Origin of the sequence: Streptomyces soli (genome assembly GCF_003999195.1) — a bacterium.
GTDB lineage: Bacteria > Actinomycetota > Actinomycetes > Streptomycetales > Streptomycetaceae > Actinacidiphila > Actinacidiphila soli.
The window spans coordinates 1-14,873 of record NZ_RJVR01000194.1 but is presented as its reverse complement, the minus strand read 5'-3'; the positions used below and the strand labels follow the sequence as shown (position 1 = coordinate 14,873).

Annotated in this window: 16 protein-coding genes and 2 pseudogenes; 8 read left to right on the top strand and 10 right to left on the bottom strand. The window is 72.7% G+C overall.

The genetic code is table 11. From position 1 onward, the window contains the following. From EFK10_RS18580 to EFK10_RS18570, 3 genes are all read right to left on the bottom strand, one after another. On the bottom strand, nt 1-2,224 hold a 2,224-nt coding region (locus EFK10_RS18580; RefSeq protein WP_164836044.1), incomplete at its 3' end, for a sensor histidine kinase. Next, a complete protein-coding gene (locus EFK10_RS18575; protein WP_127356811.1) occupies nt 2,221-2,991 on the bottom strand; it encodes an MHYT domain-containing protein in 771 nt (256 codons plus the stop codon). The genes EFK10_RS18575 and EFK10_RS18580, both read right to left, overlap by 4 nt. Before the next feature lie 134 nt (nt 2,992-3,125). Further along, nucleotides 3,126-3,461: a YnfA family protein gene (locus EFK10_RS18570; protein ID WP_127356810.1), complete on the bottom strand. Its 336-nt coding sequence runs from the start codon at nt 3,459-3,461 to the stop codon at nt 3,126-3,128. Between the two features lie 6 nt (nt 3,462-3,467). On the opposite strand from EFK10_RS18570, the gene EFK10_RS18565 reads away from it, so the two are divergent. Continuing rightward, on the top strand, nt 3,468-4,124 hold the full coding sequence (locus tag EFK10_RS18565; RefSeq protein ID WP_240677302.1) for a class I SAM-dependent methyltransferase: 657 nt from the start codon (nt 3,468-3,470) through the stop codon (nt 4,122-4,124). Here the strand turns inward: EFK10_RS18565 and EFK10_RS18560 are convergent. Next, nucleotides 4,073-4,846 (bottom strand): alpha/beta fold hydrolase, encoded by a 774-nt coding sequence (locus tag EFK10_RS18560; RefSeq protein WP_127356809.1) that lies wholly within the window; start codon nt 4,844-4,846, stop codon nt 4,073-4,075. The two genes, EFK10_RS18565 and EFK10_RS18560, sit on opposite strands and share 52 nt — an antisense overlap. Nucleotides 4,847-4,944: 98 nt before the next feature. On the opposite strand from EFK10_RS18560, the gene EFK10_RS18555 reads away from it, so the two are divergent. After that, the gene (locus EFK10_RS18555; protein WP_127356808.1) at nt 4,945-5,481 is read left to right on the top strand and encodes a PadR family transcriptional regulator; all 537 of its coding nucleotides are present in this window, start codon (nt 4,945-4,947) and stop codon (nt 5,479-5,481) included. Between the two features lie 11 nt (nt 5,482-5,492). Next, entirely contained in the window at nt 5,493-5,891 is a 399-nt protein-coding gene (locus EFK10_RS18550) for a VOC family protein (RefSeq protein WP_127356807.1), read from the top strand. Here the strand turns inward: EFK10_RS18550 and EFK10_RS18545 are convergent. Beyond that, complete coding sequence (locus tag EFK10_RS18545) at nt 5,888-6,109, bottom strand: hypothetical protein (RefSeq protein WP_164836043.1); 222 nt, start codon at nt 6,107-6,109, stop codon at nt 5,888-5,890. The genes EFK10_RS18550 and EFK10_RS18545 overlap by 4 nt on opposite strands. A 204-nt stretch (nt 6,110-6,313) precedes the next feature. Between EFK10_RS18545 and EFK10_RS18540 the strand changes: the two genes are divergently transcribed. After that, nucleotides 6,314-7,084, top strand: coding sequence for a hypothetical protein (locus EFK10_RS18540; protein ID WP_240677304.1), 771 nt, complete (start codon nt 6,314-6,316; stop codon nt 7,082-7,084). Here EFK10_RS18540 and EFK10_RS18535 read toward each other — a convergent pair. Continuing rightward, nucleotides 7,081-7,908: an IS1634 family transposase gene (locus EFK10_RS18535; protein WP_456318730.1), complete on the bottom strand. Its 828-nt coding sequence runs from the start codon at nt 7,906-7,908 to the stop codon at nt 7,081-7,083. The two genes, EFK10_RS18540 and EFK10_RS18535, sit on opposite strands and share 4 nt — an antisense overlap. Before the next feature lie 265 nt (nt 7,909-8,173). Next, nucleotides 8,174-8,314: a hypothetical protein gene (locus EFK10_RS18530; protein ID WP_240677303.1), complete on the bottom strand. Its 141-nt coding sequence runs from the start codon at nt 8,312-8,314 to the stop codon at nt 8,174-8,176. Nucleotides 8,315-8,676: 362 nt separating this feature from the next. Here EFK10_RS18530 and EFK10_RS50365 point away from each other — a divergent pair, with 362 nt between their 5' ends. Next, a complete protein-coding gene (locus EFK10_RS50365; RefSeq protein ID WP_240677301.1) occupies nt 8,677-9,516 on the top strand; it encodes a hypothetical protein in 840 nt (279 codons plus the stop codon). Beyond that, the gene (locus EFK10_RS50360) at nt 9,465-10,772 is read left to right on the top strand and encodes a transposase (protein WP_240677300.1); all 1,308 of its coding nucleotides are present in this window, start codon (nt 9,465-9,467) and stop codon (nt 10,770-10,772) included. Before EFK10_RS50365 ends, EFK10_RS50360 begins: the two co-directional genes overlap by 52 nt. Nucleotides 10,773-10,791: 19 nt before the next feature. Here EFK10_RS50360 and EFK10_RS52120 read toward each other — a convergent pair whose 3' ends face one another. After that, nucleotides 10,792-10,914 carry a hypothetical protein gene (locus EFK10_RS52120; protein ID WP_265737524.1) on the bottom strand — a complete coding sequence of 41 codons (123 nt, stop codon included), beginning with the start codon at nt 10,912-10,914 and terminating at the stop codon, nt 10,792-10,794. Nucleotides 10,915-10,922: 8 nt separating this feature from the next. Beyond that, nucleotides 10,923-11,486: pseudogene (locus EFK10_RS18520) on the bottom strand (NAD(P)/FAD-dependent oxidoreductase); the annotation flags it as partial. 45 nt (nt 11,487-11,531) lie between these two features. Here EFK10_RS18520 and EFK10_RS18515 point away from each other — a divergent pair. Continuing rightward, on the top strand, nt 11,532-12,773 hold the full coding sequence (locus EFK10_RS18515) for a DUF4032 domain-containing protein (RefSeq protein WP_127356803.1): 1,242 nt from the start codon (nt 11,532-11,534) through the stop codon (nt 12,771-12,773). 10 nt (nt 12,774-12,783) lie between these two features. After that, nucleotides 12,784-13,581, top strand: a complete 798-nt coding sequence (locus tag EFK10_RS18510) for a class I SAM-dependent methyltransferase (protein ID WP_127356802.1) — start codon at nt 12,784-12,786, stop codon at nt 13,579-13,581. On the opposite strand, the pseudogene EFK10_RS47495 reads toward EFK10_RS18510, so the two are convergent. Next, nucleotides 13,550-14,873 (bottom strand): annotated as a pseudogene (locus EFK10_RS47495) (hypothetical protein); the annotation flags it as partial. The gene EFK10_RS18510 and the pseudogene EFK10_RS47495 overlap by 32 nt on opposite strands.

Genomic DNA, 14,873 nt, shown 5'->3' with positions numbered 1-14,873 from the left:
CTCCGGTGTCGGTGGCCGTGCCGGGCGCCTGGGGAGCCCGCCGGAAGGCGCCGTTGCGGGCGGGTCCGGGCGGCGCGCCGTCCAGCTGGGCGGCGGGGATCCGCATCGGCAGCTCACCGTCGGCGCGGGGGGCGCCGGGGACACCTGGGCGGCCAGAAGCCTTGCCGGTGACGGTGCGGGCGGCATCGGCCTCGGGGACGCCCAGTTCGAGCAGGGCGGTGGGGAGCAGGACGACGGCGGTGGTGCCGCCGTACGGGGAGGGGCGCAGCGAGACCTTGACGCTGTGCCGTTTGGCGAGCCGGCTGACCACGAAGAGGCCGAGGCGGTCGCTGTCGAAGAGGTCGAGCGCCTGGGCCTGTTCGATGCGGCGGTTGGCCTCGGCCATGGCTTCCTTGCCCATGCCGAGGCCGCGGTCCTCGACCTCCAGGGCGTAGCCGTTGCCCACCTGTTCGCCGTAGACCCGGACCTTGGTGTGCGGGGGCGAGAACTGGGTGGCATTCTCGACGAGTTCGGCGATCAGGTGGGTGAGGTCGGCGACGGTCGAGCCGACCACGGCGGCATGGGGCAGCCGTCGCACCTCGACCCGCTGGTAGTCCTCGACCTCGGCGACGGCGGCCCGGACGACGTTGGTGAGGGGTACCGGTCTGCGCCAGGCGCGCCCGGGGGCCGCGCCGGACAGGATGATCAAGCCTTCGGCGTGCCGGCGCATGCGGGTGGTGAGGTGGTCGAGCCGGAAGAGGTCCTCCAGCTCGCTGGGATCCTCCGTACGGCGTTCCATAGTGTCCAGGAGGGCGAGTTGCCGGTGGACCAGGACCTGGCTGCGGCGGGCGAGGTTGACGAAGACGCCGGAGACGCCGCTGAGCAGTTCGGCCCGCTCGACTGCGGCCTGGAGGGCGGCGCGCTGGACGGTGCCGAGCGCCTCGCCGACCTGCCCGATCTCGTCGCTGCCGTGGTGGCCGCGCGGCACTTCGGCGTCAATGTCGATCTCCTCGCCGGCGCGCAGGCGGCGCATGGCGTGCGGGAGTTTGCGGCGGGCCAGTTCCAGCGCGGTGTTGCGCAGGTCTACCAGTTCGATGACCAGGCCGCGCCCGATGCGTACGGAGATCAGCAGCGAGGCGAGGACGGCGAACAGGCCGAGCAGCACGGCGGCACCGGACTTGGTGAGCACGCTGTGCGTGACCGGGTCGGCGTGCCCGGTTGACCCGGCGGACGAGGCGAGGTCGCGCAGGTCCGTCAGGACCGGGGCCGAGGCCTGCTCCCAGGCGGTGGCGGACACGGCGCCTGCGGCGGCGCTGCCGGGCGAGGCGGCGGCCGCCCTGTCCTCCAGAGCTTCCAGGTCCTGGTACGGGCCCGAGCGGGCCAGCTTGTCCCAGGCGGCGCGCTGGGCGCCGTGCAGGTCGCGGGCGGAGGAGATCAGCAGCAGCAGCCGGGCGCTGACGGCGCCGGTGAACTCGCGCTGCCGGGCGGCGGGGATGTCGTGGCCGAGCCGGCCGGCGGACAGCAGCGCGTCCTCGCCGGCGAGGAGTTCGGCGGACCTGGCGAGGTCCAGGGCGACCCGGTCGCCGGGGTCGGCGGCCAGCGCGCCACCGACGGCGAAAGCGTTCTCGACGGCGGCGCTGTAGTCGTCGTAGGCCTCGTCCCAGCCGGCGGCACGGGCTGCGACGCGCGGCCGCAGCGACTTCAGCGCCGTTACGCCGTCCACGAAGGTCCGTACACGCCTGGCGACTTCGGCGGACAGGCCGGTGCCGTCGGCGACGGTGTGGGTGCGGTCGAGGCGCAACGGGGCGACGGCGCGGTCGGTGTCGCCGACGCGCTGGCGGAGTTCGTCGGCGCGGACGGCGGTGGGGGCAGCGAGGTAGTCGGCGGCGGCGCGGCGTTCGGCCTGGAGGGCGGTGACGGTGGCGGTGACCGGCTGGCGGATGGTGCGGTCGACCCGCTGGGCGCGCAGTTGGCCGGAGACCTCCTGGGCGGTGGTGACGGCGGCGAAGGCCCACAGTGCCATCAGCGAGACCACCGGGACCATGAGGACGGAGACGATCTTCGCGCGGACCGACTTGGGCCGCAGTCCGAGGCGCAGGCCGGTGCGGGACTGCGGCACGTGTGGCACCGGGCCCCGGTCGGAGACCGAGGCGGCCAGCGCGGGGCGCTGTGCCGTCTCGTCGGCGGGCAGTCCGGCGTGCGCGCGGCGGCCGCGCTGGGCGGTCGTGTCGCGCCGGGCGGTCATATGGCGCCCTCCCTGAGCCGTTGGGCGGTCGCGGAGGCCGCGCGTTCCCTGGCTGTCGGGGAGAGCGCGACGAAGGCGGAGGTGAGGAAGAGGTACGAGCCGAGGAAGACCACCAGCGGGAAGAGGAAGGCGGTGGCGCCCGCGCCGGGGAGCCCGGCGGCCGACGGCTGGACCGTGACCCGTACCGCGAGCATCCCGGTGTAGTGCATGCTGCTCACCGCCGCCCCCATCACCAGCGACGCGCCGGCGACGACGATCGGCCGGTGGATCGTCAGCGCCGCCCAGAGCGCCGCCGTCGCGGCGGCCACGGCGATCGCCACGGAGAGCGCGACGGGCCAGGGGTCGTAGCCGACCCGGCCGTGCAGCCGTACGGCGGCCATGCCCAGGTAGTGCATGCTGGCCACCCCGAGCCCGGTGGTGAGGCCGCCGACGGCCAGCGAGCGGGCGCGCTTCCTGCCGTAGCCGACGGCGAAGACGCCGATGCCCACCATGAGGATGGCGACCAGCAGGCTGAACACGGTCAGCGGCACGTTGTAGCGGATCTCGGTGCCGGAGACGCTGAAGCCGAGCATCGCGACGAAGTGCATCGTCCAGATGCCGGTGCCCAGCGCGCTGGCGGCGGTGATCAGCCAGTTGCGGCGCGACCGTCCGGTGGCGGCCAGGGCCCGTACGGTGCAGCGCAGGCCGAGGGCCGCGCCCACGCATGCCATGGCGTACGAGAGCGTCGGGGTCAGCCAGCCGAAGCTGGCGTGGTCCATGTGTCCCATGGCCAGGGGACGCTAGTCCGGGCGGCGGAGCGGTCCGGGGGCATGACCGGACCCTGCGGAAATTGACTGCGAGCTGTCCTGATCCGGTCCCTGACGACCGTTCGGCGTACGAACATGTGCACACGGTGCGTAATTCAGCCGCTACGTGGCGCATACATGATGATTCCCACTCCCACCAGGCACACCACGGCCCCCGCGATGTCGAAGCGATCGGGCCGGAAGCCATCCAGCACCATCCCCCACACGAGCGAACCGGCGACGAACACCCCGCCATAGGCGGCCAGAATCCGTCCGAAGTCGGCGTCCGGCTGCAGCGTCGCGACGAATCCGTACAGGCCCAGGGCGATCACGCCCGCGCCCGCCCACGCCCAGCCCCGGTGCTCGCGGACGCTCTGCCAGACCAGCCAGGCGCCGCCGATCTCCAGCAGCGCGGCGAGAATGAAGAGAGCGACGGAACGCAAGGGGATCATGCGACCATGATGCCCGCCCGCCACAGCGACCCCCGAACACCCCGGAACCCGGAGGCAGCCGACGTGCACACCGACCCCGCACAGATCCGGGAGTTCTTCGCGGCCAGGGCCGCCAACTGGGAGACCCGCTACCCGGACGACAGCCCGGCGTACCAGGCCGCCGTCACCGAACTCGGCCTGCGGGCCGGGCAGACCGTGCTCGACGCGGGCTGCGGCACGGGGCGCGCGCTGCCCTTCCTGCGCACGGCGGTGGGGCCCGGCGGAATCGTGATCGGGGCCGACCTCACCCCCGAGATGCTGGCCGCAGCCGTGGCGAAGGGCCGGGACCGGGACGGGGCGCTGCTGCTGGCCGACGCGGCGCGGCTGCCGCTGCGGGACGCCGCCCTGGACGCGGTCTTCGCCGCCGGGCTCATCGGCCATCTGCCCGACCCCGGCGCCACCCTGCGCGAGCTGGCCCGGGTCACCCGGCCCGGCGGACGGCTCGCCCTCTTCCACCCCATCGGCCGTGCCGCGCTGGCCGCCCGTCAGGGCCGCACACTCACCCCGGACGACCTGCGCGCCGAGCCCAACCTGCGGCCGCTGCTGGCCGCTTCGGGCTGGACGCTGACCCACTACACCGACGCCGACTCACGGTTCCTGGCGATGGCCTCGACGAAGGCCTGAGGGTTGTCGAACATCATGCAGTGACCGGCGCCGGCCACGGTCACCACGGCCACCCCGGCGGCGCGCAGCTCGTCATGGCCCTGGAGCTCCCCGCTCAGCTCTCCGTTGAGATACGTACGGGGGATGTCCAGACCGAGCAGCAGCTCCCGCATCGTGGGCCTGGTCCCCCGCACCAGCCGGACGGCGCTGCGGTACAGGCCCGTCGGATCGGCGTGCCGCATGGTCGCCGCCCACTCCGGCCCGACACGGCCCAGCACCTCGGCCCGCCCTCCGCCGTGCACGAAGTCCCGCTCGGCGTACGCCGCGATGCCGCTGCTCCCCGCCGTGACCGGCGGATCCGGGTCCAGATTCGCCTCCGCCAGGACCAGCCGGCCGACCAGGTCCGGCCGGCGTGCGGCCAGCACGATCGCCACCGCGCCGCCCATGCTGTGCGCGACAAGTTCGGCGCCGCTCACCCCGGCGGCGTCCAGCGCCACGGCCAGGGCGTCGGCGTGTTCTTCCAAGGAGTAGCCGAAGCCGGCGGGCGCGTCGCTGATGCCGAAGCCCGGCAGGTCGACGAAGAGCGACCGCCGTCCGGCCAGCGCGGGGTGGGCCGCGATATGGGCGAAATAGACGGCCGAGGACGCGCCGAGCCCGTGGACGTACACCCGGGCGGGACCTTCTCCGGGCGCCTCGGTCCAGTGGATGCGCGATCCGTCGGGGGTGATGGGGGCGTGCCGCATGAACGCTCTCCTCTCGATGCGATGCTGCCCAGGACAATACATCGGTGTCGATGTATAGCGGAAGTGATGTACAGCGGCCGTACGGCAGAATGCGGTGCATGCTGGAGCTCGCGATCCTCGGATTCCTCTACGACGCCGAACTGCACGGCTACGACCTGCGCAAGCGCATCGCCGCGCTCACCGGCCACGTCAAACCCGTCGCCGAGAGCACCCTCTACCCGGCCATCAAGCGCCTGGAAAAGGCCGGTTGGCTCCGCCGCGAGACCCGCCCCGGCGCCGTCGCTGCCCCGCGCCACGCCCTCACGCTCACCCCGGAGGGCCGCGCCGAGCTGCGCCGCCGCCTCGCCGAGCCCTCGGACCTCGACATCACCGACGAGAACCGCTGGTTCGCCCTACTGGCCTTCCTCCGTCACCTGGACGACCCTGCACAGCAGGCCGCCGTACTCCACCGCCGCCTGGCCTTCCTGGAGCAGCCCTCCAGCTTCTTCTACGAAGGCGACCGCCCCCTGCTCGCCGAGGAGTTCGACGACCCCTTCCGCCAGGGAATGCTGGCCGTCGCCCGCGCCACCACCCGCGCCGAACTCAAGTGGCTCCACGCCACGCTGAGCGCCCTGGAGGGCGGTGCCGCCTACTAAGGTGGGGGCTTATGGCTCCCCGAATCGCCGTCATCGAACTCGTTGTGGCCGACATGGCCGCCTCGCTCGCCTTCTACCGCAGGCTCGGCCTCGATCTTCCGGCCGACGCCGACGCGCAGCCCCACGTCGAGGCCGACCTGCCCGGCGGCCTCAAGCTCGCCTGGGACACCGTCGACACGATCCGCTCCTTCGACCACGCTTGGGCCCCGCCGTCCGGCGGCCACCGCGCCGCGCTGGCCTTCGCCTGCGACGACCGAGGCGAGGTCGACTCCGTCTACGCCGGGCTCGTCGACGCCGGCTACGACGGCCACCTCAAGCCCTGGGACGCCTTCTGGGGCATGCGGTACGCCACGCTCCGCGACCCCGACGGCAACGCGGTCGACCTCTTCGCGCCGCTGCCTCCCGCCTAGGCGGCGGGCGGTCCGAGCAGTGCCCGGGCCATCTGCTGGGGGGCGACGCCGCGCTGGCGGGCCAGGATGAGGACGGCGCGCTGGGCGAGTTCGGTGACGCCGAACATGAGGGCGTCGGGGGCGACGCGGCGGGCGGCGTTGTCGATGAAGTCCTGGTCGTCGGCGATGCAGGCGGTGACGTAGGCGCGGCCAGCGCGGCAGCGGCCTGCTTCGTCCAATTCGCGAACCTGCGGAGTAGTTCGGGCATTGCCACCACTCCTCTCCCCGGACCTGTTCCCCCTCCCCGGCGAGTGAACCGGTACGCCGCCACTCGACGCGGGGGTTACCGCCTGGTTAAGGTGCGCGGACCACCGACAGCCGGAAGAAGGGGAGGGCTCGTGGCCGCGACCGACGACGACGCGCTGTACGTGCTCACGGCGGCGATGCTGACGCCCGCGCAGTTCCCTGGAGTTCTCGCCGACGACTACCCGGCGGCCTGCGCGGAGCTGGGCCTGGCGCCGGCGGACGAGGGTTACGGACTGGTCTTCGGCCAGGACGGGGCAGGCGCCCGCTGGACGGTGGCGATCAGCGACACCGCCCTGGTCGCGTGCGCGCTCGCGGCCTGGGACTGCGGCCTGGAGTACGATCTCTCGCCCGACGACCGTTACGTGGTCGCCGCCCTCCCCGGCTGGCCCCTCCCCGTGGCCGTCGCCGCGCCCGGCGTACCCGACCCCCACGACCCCTCGGAGGAGGAGGGCGGCATGCCGGCGCTGTCACCGCCCGACACCGAGACCTGGGGCCCCGCCCAACGCCGTCTCGGCGCGGACGAGATCGCCCTGCAGTGGCGAGTCTGGCGCGAGCAGCTGGGCGACGACGCTGCACCCGACACCGACCCCGACACCGAGGCCGAGACCGACGCCGCCCCGGCGAAGAGTCCCGGCGGCCTGCACAAGGGCGTCCGCCGCGCCCTGGACGCCTGCGAGGAGTACGTACGTACGCCGCCGCCCGCGGGCCGCATCCGGTCGGCCCCGGCCGGAGAGGGCGTGCGCACGCTGCGCGTGGACGGCCCCGACTGGAGCATGGTGGCCCGCACCGACGACATCGCCTTCGTCCTGCTCGACGAGGAGCCCGGCGAGGTGCTGCCGGTGGGCCGCGGTTCGGCCCTGCCAGGACTGCTGGAGGCGCTGGACAAGCTGGCCGTTCGGCCGGACTAGCTGTGTCTTTCGCACATGGGGAATCGTGTGTCGAGCCAGCGGGGGCGGGTTGGGTCGACGTCGAGTATGTCGAGTAGCTGGGCTTGGATGCCTTCGCTGACCAGGACGACGGGTGGGCTGGTGGCGGTGCCGCTGCGCATCCGTAGATCGGACAGGGCGGTGAGGATCAGTTCTCCGGTGGGCCGGGCGGCCTGGTTGCTGCCGGGGTGCAGACCGTGCATGGTGCGCTGGTCGCCGAGGGCTTGGCGGACCTGGCGTTCGATCAGGCAGTAGACCAGCAGGGCCAGGCAGATCACGGTGATCGGGGCGGCGATGCGGCGGTTGCTCTGCAGGAACATCGGCGCGATGGCGAAGGGGCCCTTGACGTGGCTGCGGCGTTCGACAGCGCCCTGGCCCTTGTAGTGCAGCAGGACCTGCGCGGGGGTGGCCTGGTCGGCGGGCAGGTTTGTCAGCAGGGCGTACCAGCCGTCGACCGCTGCCTCGGTGTCGATGGCTTCCTGGTCGAAGTGCCAGGTCAGGATGGGTTTGCCGTCCGGGCTGGTGCCGATGTCGGTGTGCAGGTAGGCGGTGACGCGGCGCTTGGTGGCGATGACCGCGACGGTGTCGGCGACCTTCTTGGCGTCGGGGTAGTGGCGGGTGCCCAGATTGCGCTGGATCTTCTCCAGGTCCTCGCGGGCCCGGGCCAGCTTCTTGTTCCGGGCCTTGGTCTGCCCGGTCGCGTTGGAGCTGGAGTGGACCAGGATCCGCCGCATGCTCAGGGCGGGGTCCTTCTTACGCCGCCCGGTCCAGGTGAACTCGTCTTCCAGGACCCGGTAGAGGGGCAGGAGCTGGGTCGGGCGATGGTGTGTTCGGCGACGGCGCGGCGTTGGCGGAACCTTCGGTAGTTGCGGTCTTTGATGATGCGGCCGTCGGGTCCGCGTCGGGGTGTGCGGATGCGGTCGCTTCCGCGATATCCGCCGTCGCCGGAGAGCCGCGGATGGTCCGGCAGGGTTTTCCCGACCGTTTCCCGGAACACGACGATGTCGTTGCGTTCCCGGGCCATGCGTCCCCTACGGCGACGACGCGGCGGTCGCGGGCAAGGCAGACGACTTACACGTTCACGCTGGCGCCGGTCTTTGAGGTGCCGTCGACGACCCAAAGTTCGCGCCGGTCGGTGGGTGGCGGACCCAGCAACTCGGCCAAGGGTTCGGCGAGTCGGGCGATGACGCGCTGGGCGGCGGAGTCGGAGATACCGAACAGGGAGCCGAGTTGTTGCAGGGTGATGTTTGTTCGGTAGGCCAGGACGAGCCAGGGCCCCGGTCAGCGAACGGGAGCGCCCAGGCCCGACCGCGGCCCGTATCCGGCTTCTTCTCCCACAGCTGCTCGACGAGGTGGTGCATCTGCGATCCGGTCAGCCCGGTCCAGGCGCGCAGATCAGCAGTAGTGCAGTGGGCAAGACGCAGACGCATAGCCGAGATCGTAGAGCGTCAACCTTCCCTGATGAAGCCGGTGTTGTCAGTGGCGACGTATAGCTTTGCGCTTGGTTGCCGAACGGACGCCCGGCCGGACAAGTCCCAAGTCGTCGTACGACCAGAAAGGGGGGTGGGAAGTCCGTGAGCATCATGCTGTCCGATGTGGCGCCCGCCTCCGCCGGTCCTGACCCTGCCGAGGCTCCCGCTCGCCGGTTCCGGGGGAAGAACAAGGGCGAGCGCTGGAAGCGGGGCGAGGACAGCGAATTGGCGGTGATCCGCCTGCCGCTCGACGTCCACGCCCTTGACGACCTGCACCGCCTGGAGCAATTGTACTCGGCGATGTGGTCGGTCAAGCGTGCCCTGCAGCGCGATGCCCGCGCCGCGGTCGACGCGTACTGGGCCGGTGATGTGCACCGCGAGGTGGACGCGAAAGCCTGGCGGGCAGAGCTCGGCCTGTCCCGTGAGGGAATGGAACGCCGCGGCTACCGGCACATGGAACGCTCCCGACACCTGGGGCATCACGTCACCAAAGCACTGGTGATGCACCAGGCCGACGAGGTATTCGAGACGGCTGTCAGCCGGCACCTGTTTCCCGATGCGACGGGACGCCGCTTCGGCCGGCCGAAGACCGGGTCCTGGTGGGACTACACGCGGATCCCCGGCCGGGCCCGTTCGCACACCACCGCACGCAAATGGGAGACGTTCCGTCTGCACGGCACTCTCGCCGGGCACCTGGACTCCTACCGGCACCGGGACCTTGACCCGTCGGTGACCGCGCCGGGGCAGGCGGCCGGACTCCCACCAGGCACCAGCGTCCTCGAACAGCCCCGCCGTCTGCCGGTGTCGGCCCGGCCGTCTGGCCGCATCGCGACCGGCGAGGTGACACCGAAGGGCACGCCGAAGACTCGGGCGGCGACCTGGTGCTGCCTGTGCGGCTACCTGCGGGCGCGGGCCGCTGGCCCCGCCTCATCCACTTCCTGAACAACCCCGACACGTGGCACAAGGTCGACCTCGTACGCCGCCGCGACGCCGCCGCGCCCGGAGGCTGGGCGTACGAGGCGCACCTGATGGTCCTCACCGGCGGCTACGCATCCCCCGCCACCCGCGCCCGCCGTGCCGCAGCAGCGGAGCTGGAGCTGGTCGGTGGGATCGACGGCAACGTCTCCAACCTGTCCGTCGTCTCCTTCCCTGGCACCTTCGACCCCGACGATGGCGAGGTGAAGGCGACCCGGGTCGAGCTCACCGGCGAAGAGCGCGTCGCACTTGATAGGGCCCGGCGCAAGGAACGCGGCCGCAAACGCGCCCTGGACCGGTCCCGCCGGGCGGCCAACGCCAAGCAGTACGGGCCGTCGAAGCGGCAGCAGGCCCGCACCGAACGCCGCAAGCAAGCCGGACTCCCCGAACGGAACGTCCAAGTCCCAGGCGGCGCCCGGACAGCCAACAAGGCCGGAGTCCCGAAGCAGGCATACCGCAGAGACGACCTGTCCACCGGCTACCGCCTCACCCGGGCCAGGCTCGCCGAGTCTGCGGCGACCGCGGCTGCAGCGAAAGGCCACCGCGCGCGACGCATCGCCGAACGGATCGTGGGCGGCCACGGCCCGAACCTGGTCGTTGAGGACTGCAACGTCAGCACGTGGTATCGCCTGTGGGGCAAAGCCCTGCAGGCCACCACTCCCGGCCGGCTGATTACGGCGATCGGCCGCGAGTGCGAGAAGACCGGCGGCCGCCTGCTGCGGGCCTGCACCTTCACCACCCGGCTGTCCCAGACCTGCCTGTGCGGCGAGAGAGTTTCCAAGACCCTGGCCGACCGGGTACACACCTGCCCCGCCTGCGGACTCGTCGCCGACCGGGACATGGTCTCCGCGGCCCTCGCCGCACACGTCCGGCTCACCGACCCAGACGACCCCAGCACCGCGCGCCTGGACTATGTCCAGGCGCGCACCACACAGATCTTGTTCGCACAAGGGCTGCAAGAGGCCCTGTCGAGTCAACCGCAGCGCGGTGCCAGCCCCAGTCGGGGCCGCACCCACGCGGCAGCCCACACCCCGGGAATTCCCGGGCAGCGGGCCTCTGCTCGGCAAAGCACCACCGACCGGTACCGGCCCACCCCGAATGAGACCCGACCCGCGAACCAGCGGCACAAGGCCCACGTCGGAACAGCCGCCCCAGTAGGGAATGCGCCACCCGGCGCACCGCTCGAACGGGAACTGGTCGGACGGCATCCCGTTACGGGATGACTCTTAGCGCGCAGGAGGGTCAGCCGCAAGTCGTACGGAGCTTTTCGGCGGCCTTGGAGGCGGCGACGAGGACCGGGTCCCAGACGGGCGAGAAGGGCGGGGCGTAGCCGAGGTCGAGGGTGGTCATCTGCTCGACGGTCATGCGGGCGGGGGCTGCTCGTCGCGTTCCAGGAGGGTGACGCGCAGACCGTGGCGGAGCATGGCCTCGGCCATCTCGACGCCGATGTAGCCGCCGCCGACCACGACGGCGTCGTGCACAACGCGGCGGTCGATGCCGGCCATGAGCGCTTCGCCGTCGTCGAGGGTCTGCACCCCGTGGACGCCGTCCGCGTCGATGCCGGGGATCGGCGGCCGGACGGGCACCGCGCCGGTGGCGATGACGAGGTGGTCGAAGCCGGTCCAGGCCTCGGCGCCGCCGTCCTGTTCGCGGGTGCGGACCCGGCGGCCGTCGAGGTCGATCTCGACGGCCTCGGTGCCGAGCCTCAGGTCGATGTCGCGGGCGCGGTGCTCCTCCGCGGTACGGGCGACGAGCGCGTTGGGGTCGTCGACGTCCCCGGCGACCCAGTACGGGATGCCGCACGCGGAGTACGAGGTGTGGCGGCCCCGTTCGAAGGCGATGATCTCCAGCTCCCCCACCCCTCGTCGCCTGCGCGCCTGGGAAGCCGCCGACATACCCGTCGCGTCGCCACCGATGACCACCAGCCGTTGCGTCATACCCGCAGCGTATGCGGCGGCGCGCATGCCGCACACTTGTGCGTCATGGAGCTGCAGATCACCGCGACCGCGCCCGAACACCCGGCGGCACTCCTCGACCTGCCCTGGGGCATTCCGCTGGAGGAGTGGCCGGACGAGTATCTGGTGGCGCTGCCGCGCGGCATCTCCCGGCACGTCGTCCGCTTCGCCCGGGCCGGCGATGAGGTGGTCGCGGTCAAGGAGGTCGGCGAGTGGGCCGCCGTACGCGAGTACGGGCTGCTGCGCGACCTGGACCGGATGGGCATACCCGCCGTGGACGCCCTCGCCGTGGTCACGGGGCGCACGGACGCGGCCGGCGAGCCGCTGGAGCCGGTACTGATCACCCGGCACCTGGTGGGCTCGTTGCCGTACCGCTCGATGTTCGAGACGACGATGCGGCCCTCCACCGTCAACCGCCTACTGGACGCGCTGGCCGTGCTGTTGGTGCGGCTGCACCTCACCGGCTTCGCGTGGGGCGACTGCTCCCTGTCCAACACACTCTTCCGGCGCGACGCGGGCGCGTACGCCGCCTATCTCGTGGACGCCGAGACGGGTCAGATCCAGCCGCAGCTCAGCCGGGGACAACGCGACTACGACATCGAAGTCGCCCGGGTCAACATCGCGGGCGAGCTGCTCGACCTGGAGGCCGGCGGCTCCCTGCACCCGTCGGTGGACCCGATCACCTTCGGCCAGGCGATCGCCGACCGCTACGGCGAGCTGTGGCACGAGCTCACCCGTGAGTCCGTCTACCCGGTCGACAAGCGGCACCACATCGACCTGCGGATCCGCCGCCTCAACGAACTCGGCTTCGACGTCGCCGAGATGCAGATCCAGAAGTCACCGGACGGCGACCAGGTCACCTTTCTGCCCAAGGTCGTCGACGCCGGCCACCACCAGCGCCAACTGCTGCGCCTCACCGGCCTCGACGCCGAGGAGAACCAGGCCCGCAGCCTCCTCAACGACCTCGAGACCTGGATGGCCACCCAGGACGACTACGCCCCCGGCGACCCCCTCGGTGCCCGCCCAGAGGTCCTTGCCCACCGCTGGGTCCGTGACGTCTTCCGGCCGACGGTGCGGGCTGTGCCGCGCGAGCTGCGCGGCACGCTGGACACTGCGCAGATCTACCACGAGCTGTTGGAGCACCGGTGGTTCATGTCCGAGCAGGCGCAGGGCGACGTCGGTCTGGACGTCGCGGTCGACGACTACGTACGCAATGTGCTGCCGCACGCCCCCCAGGCGCCGCCCATGCCCGACCCGGTCCGCGAGTAGCCTGACTGCCATGCGCGAGTTGTTCGACGAGGACGCGGAGCTCTACGACCGGGCCCGGCCGGGCTATCCGCCGGAGATGTTCGACGACCTCGCCGAACTGGCGGGGCTCGGGGCCGCCCCTCGCGTGCTGGAGATCGCCTGCGGGACCGGGCAGGCCACCGTGCCGCTGGCGGAACGAGGCTGCCGGATCACGGCCGTTGAGCTCGGTCCGTCGATGGCTGCGGTGGCCCGGCGCAACCTCGCGGCCTTCCCGGAGGTCGAGGTGGTGACCAGCGCCTTCGAGGACTGGCCGCTGCCGCAGGAGCCCTTCGATGCGGTGTTCTGCGCGACCGCGTTCCACTGGGTGGACCCTGCGGTACGGGTCACCAAGGCGGCGGACGCGCTGCGCCCCGGCGGCGTGTTGGCGACGGTGGCCACCCGTCATGTGGCGGGCGGCAGCGAGGCCTTCTTCGCCGAGGTCCAGGACTGCTACGAGCGCTTCGACCCCGCCACTCCGCCGGGGCTGCGGCTGCGGGCGGCGGCCGATCTCCCCCTCGACAGCGAGGAGATCGACCGCTCCGGGTGCTTCGGCCCCGCGGTCTTCCGGCGCTACGAACGCGAACTGACGTACACCACAAGGCAGTACCTCGACGTGCTGCTGACCTACTCCGGCCACCGCGCCCTCCCCGCCGAGGCGCGGGAAGGGCTGCTGGGGTGCATCGGCCGACTGGCCGACACCCGCCACGGGGGCCGGGTCACCAAGCGCTACCTGACGGAGCTGCGGGTGGCGCGACGGCTCAACCCCGGTCCGGCCGCCGCAGGTCGGTGAGCAGGGCGACCTCGGCGACATCCGGGTCCGAATGGGCGACGAGGACGGCCAGCTCGGCGGCCCAGGGGGCGGCCCACTGGGTGCGGGTGCCCCAGGCCTGTACGAGCCCGACGGCGATCAGGCCCGCGGGGGTGGTGCCGCGATCCCGCAAGGCGCGGACCACGTCGTGGACGCCCGGCGGCGGTTCGGTGGCGCCGTAGGGGAGGTACTGCCTGTCGGACAGGGTGAGGGTATGCGGGTGCGTCGCCGCCAGGGCGAGGCAGCGGTCCCAGCGCGCCAGGTCGCCGTCACCGTCGCGCAGCGCGGCCAGGGCGGCCTCGAAGGACGTACGGGTGGCGGCGCGCCGCAGGCCCGATGCCTCCAGGGCGTCGGTGTAGGCGTCGAGGGACCCGACCGGCCGCTCGAAGTGGCCGCCCCCGAGCCCGTCGAGGGTGCGCAGAGCCGCCGCGCGGACCTCTTCCGGGCCGTCGGCGCACTGCTGGGCGAGCGCGCCGAGGGCGGTGCGCAGCGCGGCCAGACCCGAAGCGGTCCCGGCCAGGCCGCTCAGGACGTCCCCGGCGGCATACCGTACGGCCCCCGGCCGCCCAGGGTCCGCCACGGTCGCCGCGAGGGCCATGGCTACCGCCGTCCGCGCCGCGGGACCGGCCGGCAGCACCTTGCGCAGCGCGCCCGCAGCCGCTCGGGCGATCGCCGCATCGGCCTCGCACACCAGGCCGGCCAGGAACCGCGCGTACGCCTCGCGAGCGCCGGGCGGCACCGCGTCCGGGCTGTCGGTGACGGCCGCGTCCCGGACCACTTCAAGGCCGAGGTGGGGCCGCAACCGCTCGGCGACGCCCGGCCGTTCGATGCGGGCGACCAGTGCCCGGGCCAGTACGGCCAGCACATCGCGGTGTTGGCCGGGGGCGTCCCAGGCGGCGAGCAGGGCGCCGAAGGCCGCTTCGCCGGGGAGTGCGGCCAGTGCGCGAGCTGCCTCCTTACGGGTGCCGACCGGTGCCCGGGCGTCGCCTGCGATGGGCGCCAGCAGCGCCACGGCCTCGCGGTCCGGCAGGGCGTCCAGCATCCGGCGGATGGCCGCCATCGCCGCCCGGCCGCGCACACCGCCGGTCGCCGCGTGCTCCAGCAGCGCGCCGAGTCCGGCGCCTCCGAGCTCCCCGAGGGCGGTGAGCGCTGCCGCCCCCACCGGCTGCGGTGCCTCCGCCACAAGCCGCCCGAGCGCCGGCGCGTCCCGCAGCAACGCGGCCGCGTCGGCCCGTTGACGTAGCGGAGCGTCCTCGTCCGCGGCGACCCGCGCG

What these genes read in the sequence shown, in the direction of transcription:
- EFK10_RS18555 (WP_127356808.1), top strand. Translation starts at nt 4,945, where the DNA reads ATGCTGGAGCTCGCGATCCTCGGATTCCTCTACGACGCCGAACTGCAC.
- EFK10_RS18550 (WP_127356807.1), top strand. Translation starts at nt 5,493, where the DNA reads ATGGCTCCCCGAATCGCCGTCATCGAACTCGTTGTGGCCGACATGGCC.
- EFK10_RS18515 (WP_127356803.1), top strand. Translation starts at nt 11,532, where the DNA reads ATGGAGCTGCAGATCACCGCGACCGCGCCCGAACACCCGGCGGCACTC.
- EFK10_RS18540 (WP_240677304.1), top strand. Translation starts at nt 6,314, where the DNA reads ATGCTGACGCCCGCGCAGTTCCCTGGAGTTCTCGCCGACGACTACCCG.
- EFK10_RS52120 (WP_265737524.1), bottom strand. Translation starts at nt 10,914, where the DNA reads ATGACCGTCGAGCAGATGACCACCCTCGACCTCGGCTACGCCCCGCCC.
- EFK10_RS18570 (WP_127356810.1), bottom strand. Translation starts at nt 3,461, where the DNA reads ATGATCCCCTTGCGTTCCGTCGCTCTCTTCATTCTCGCCGCGCTGCTG.
- EFK10_RS18560 (WP_127356809.1), bottom strand. Translation starts at nt 4,846, where the DNA reads ATGCGGCACGCCCCCATCACCCCCGACGGATCGCGCATCCACTGGACC.
- EFK10_RS18565 (WP_240677302.1), top strand. Translation starts at nt 3,468, where the DNA reads ATGATGCCCGCCCGCCACAGCGACCCCCGAACACCCCGGAACCCGGAG.
- EFK10_RS18575 (WP_127356811.1), bottom strand. Translation starts at nt 2,991, where the DNA reads ATGGGACACATGGACCACGCCAGCTTCGGCTGGCTGACCCCGACGCTC.
- EFK10_RS18510 (WP_127356802.1), top strand. Translation starts at nt 12,784, where the DNA reads ATGCGCGAGTTGTTCGACGAGGACGCGGAGCTCTACGACCGGGCCCGG.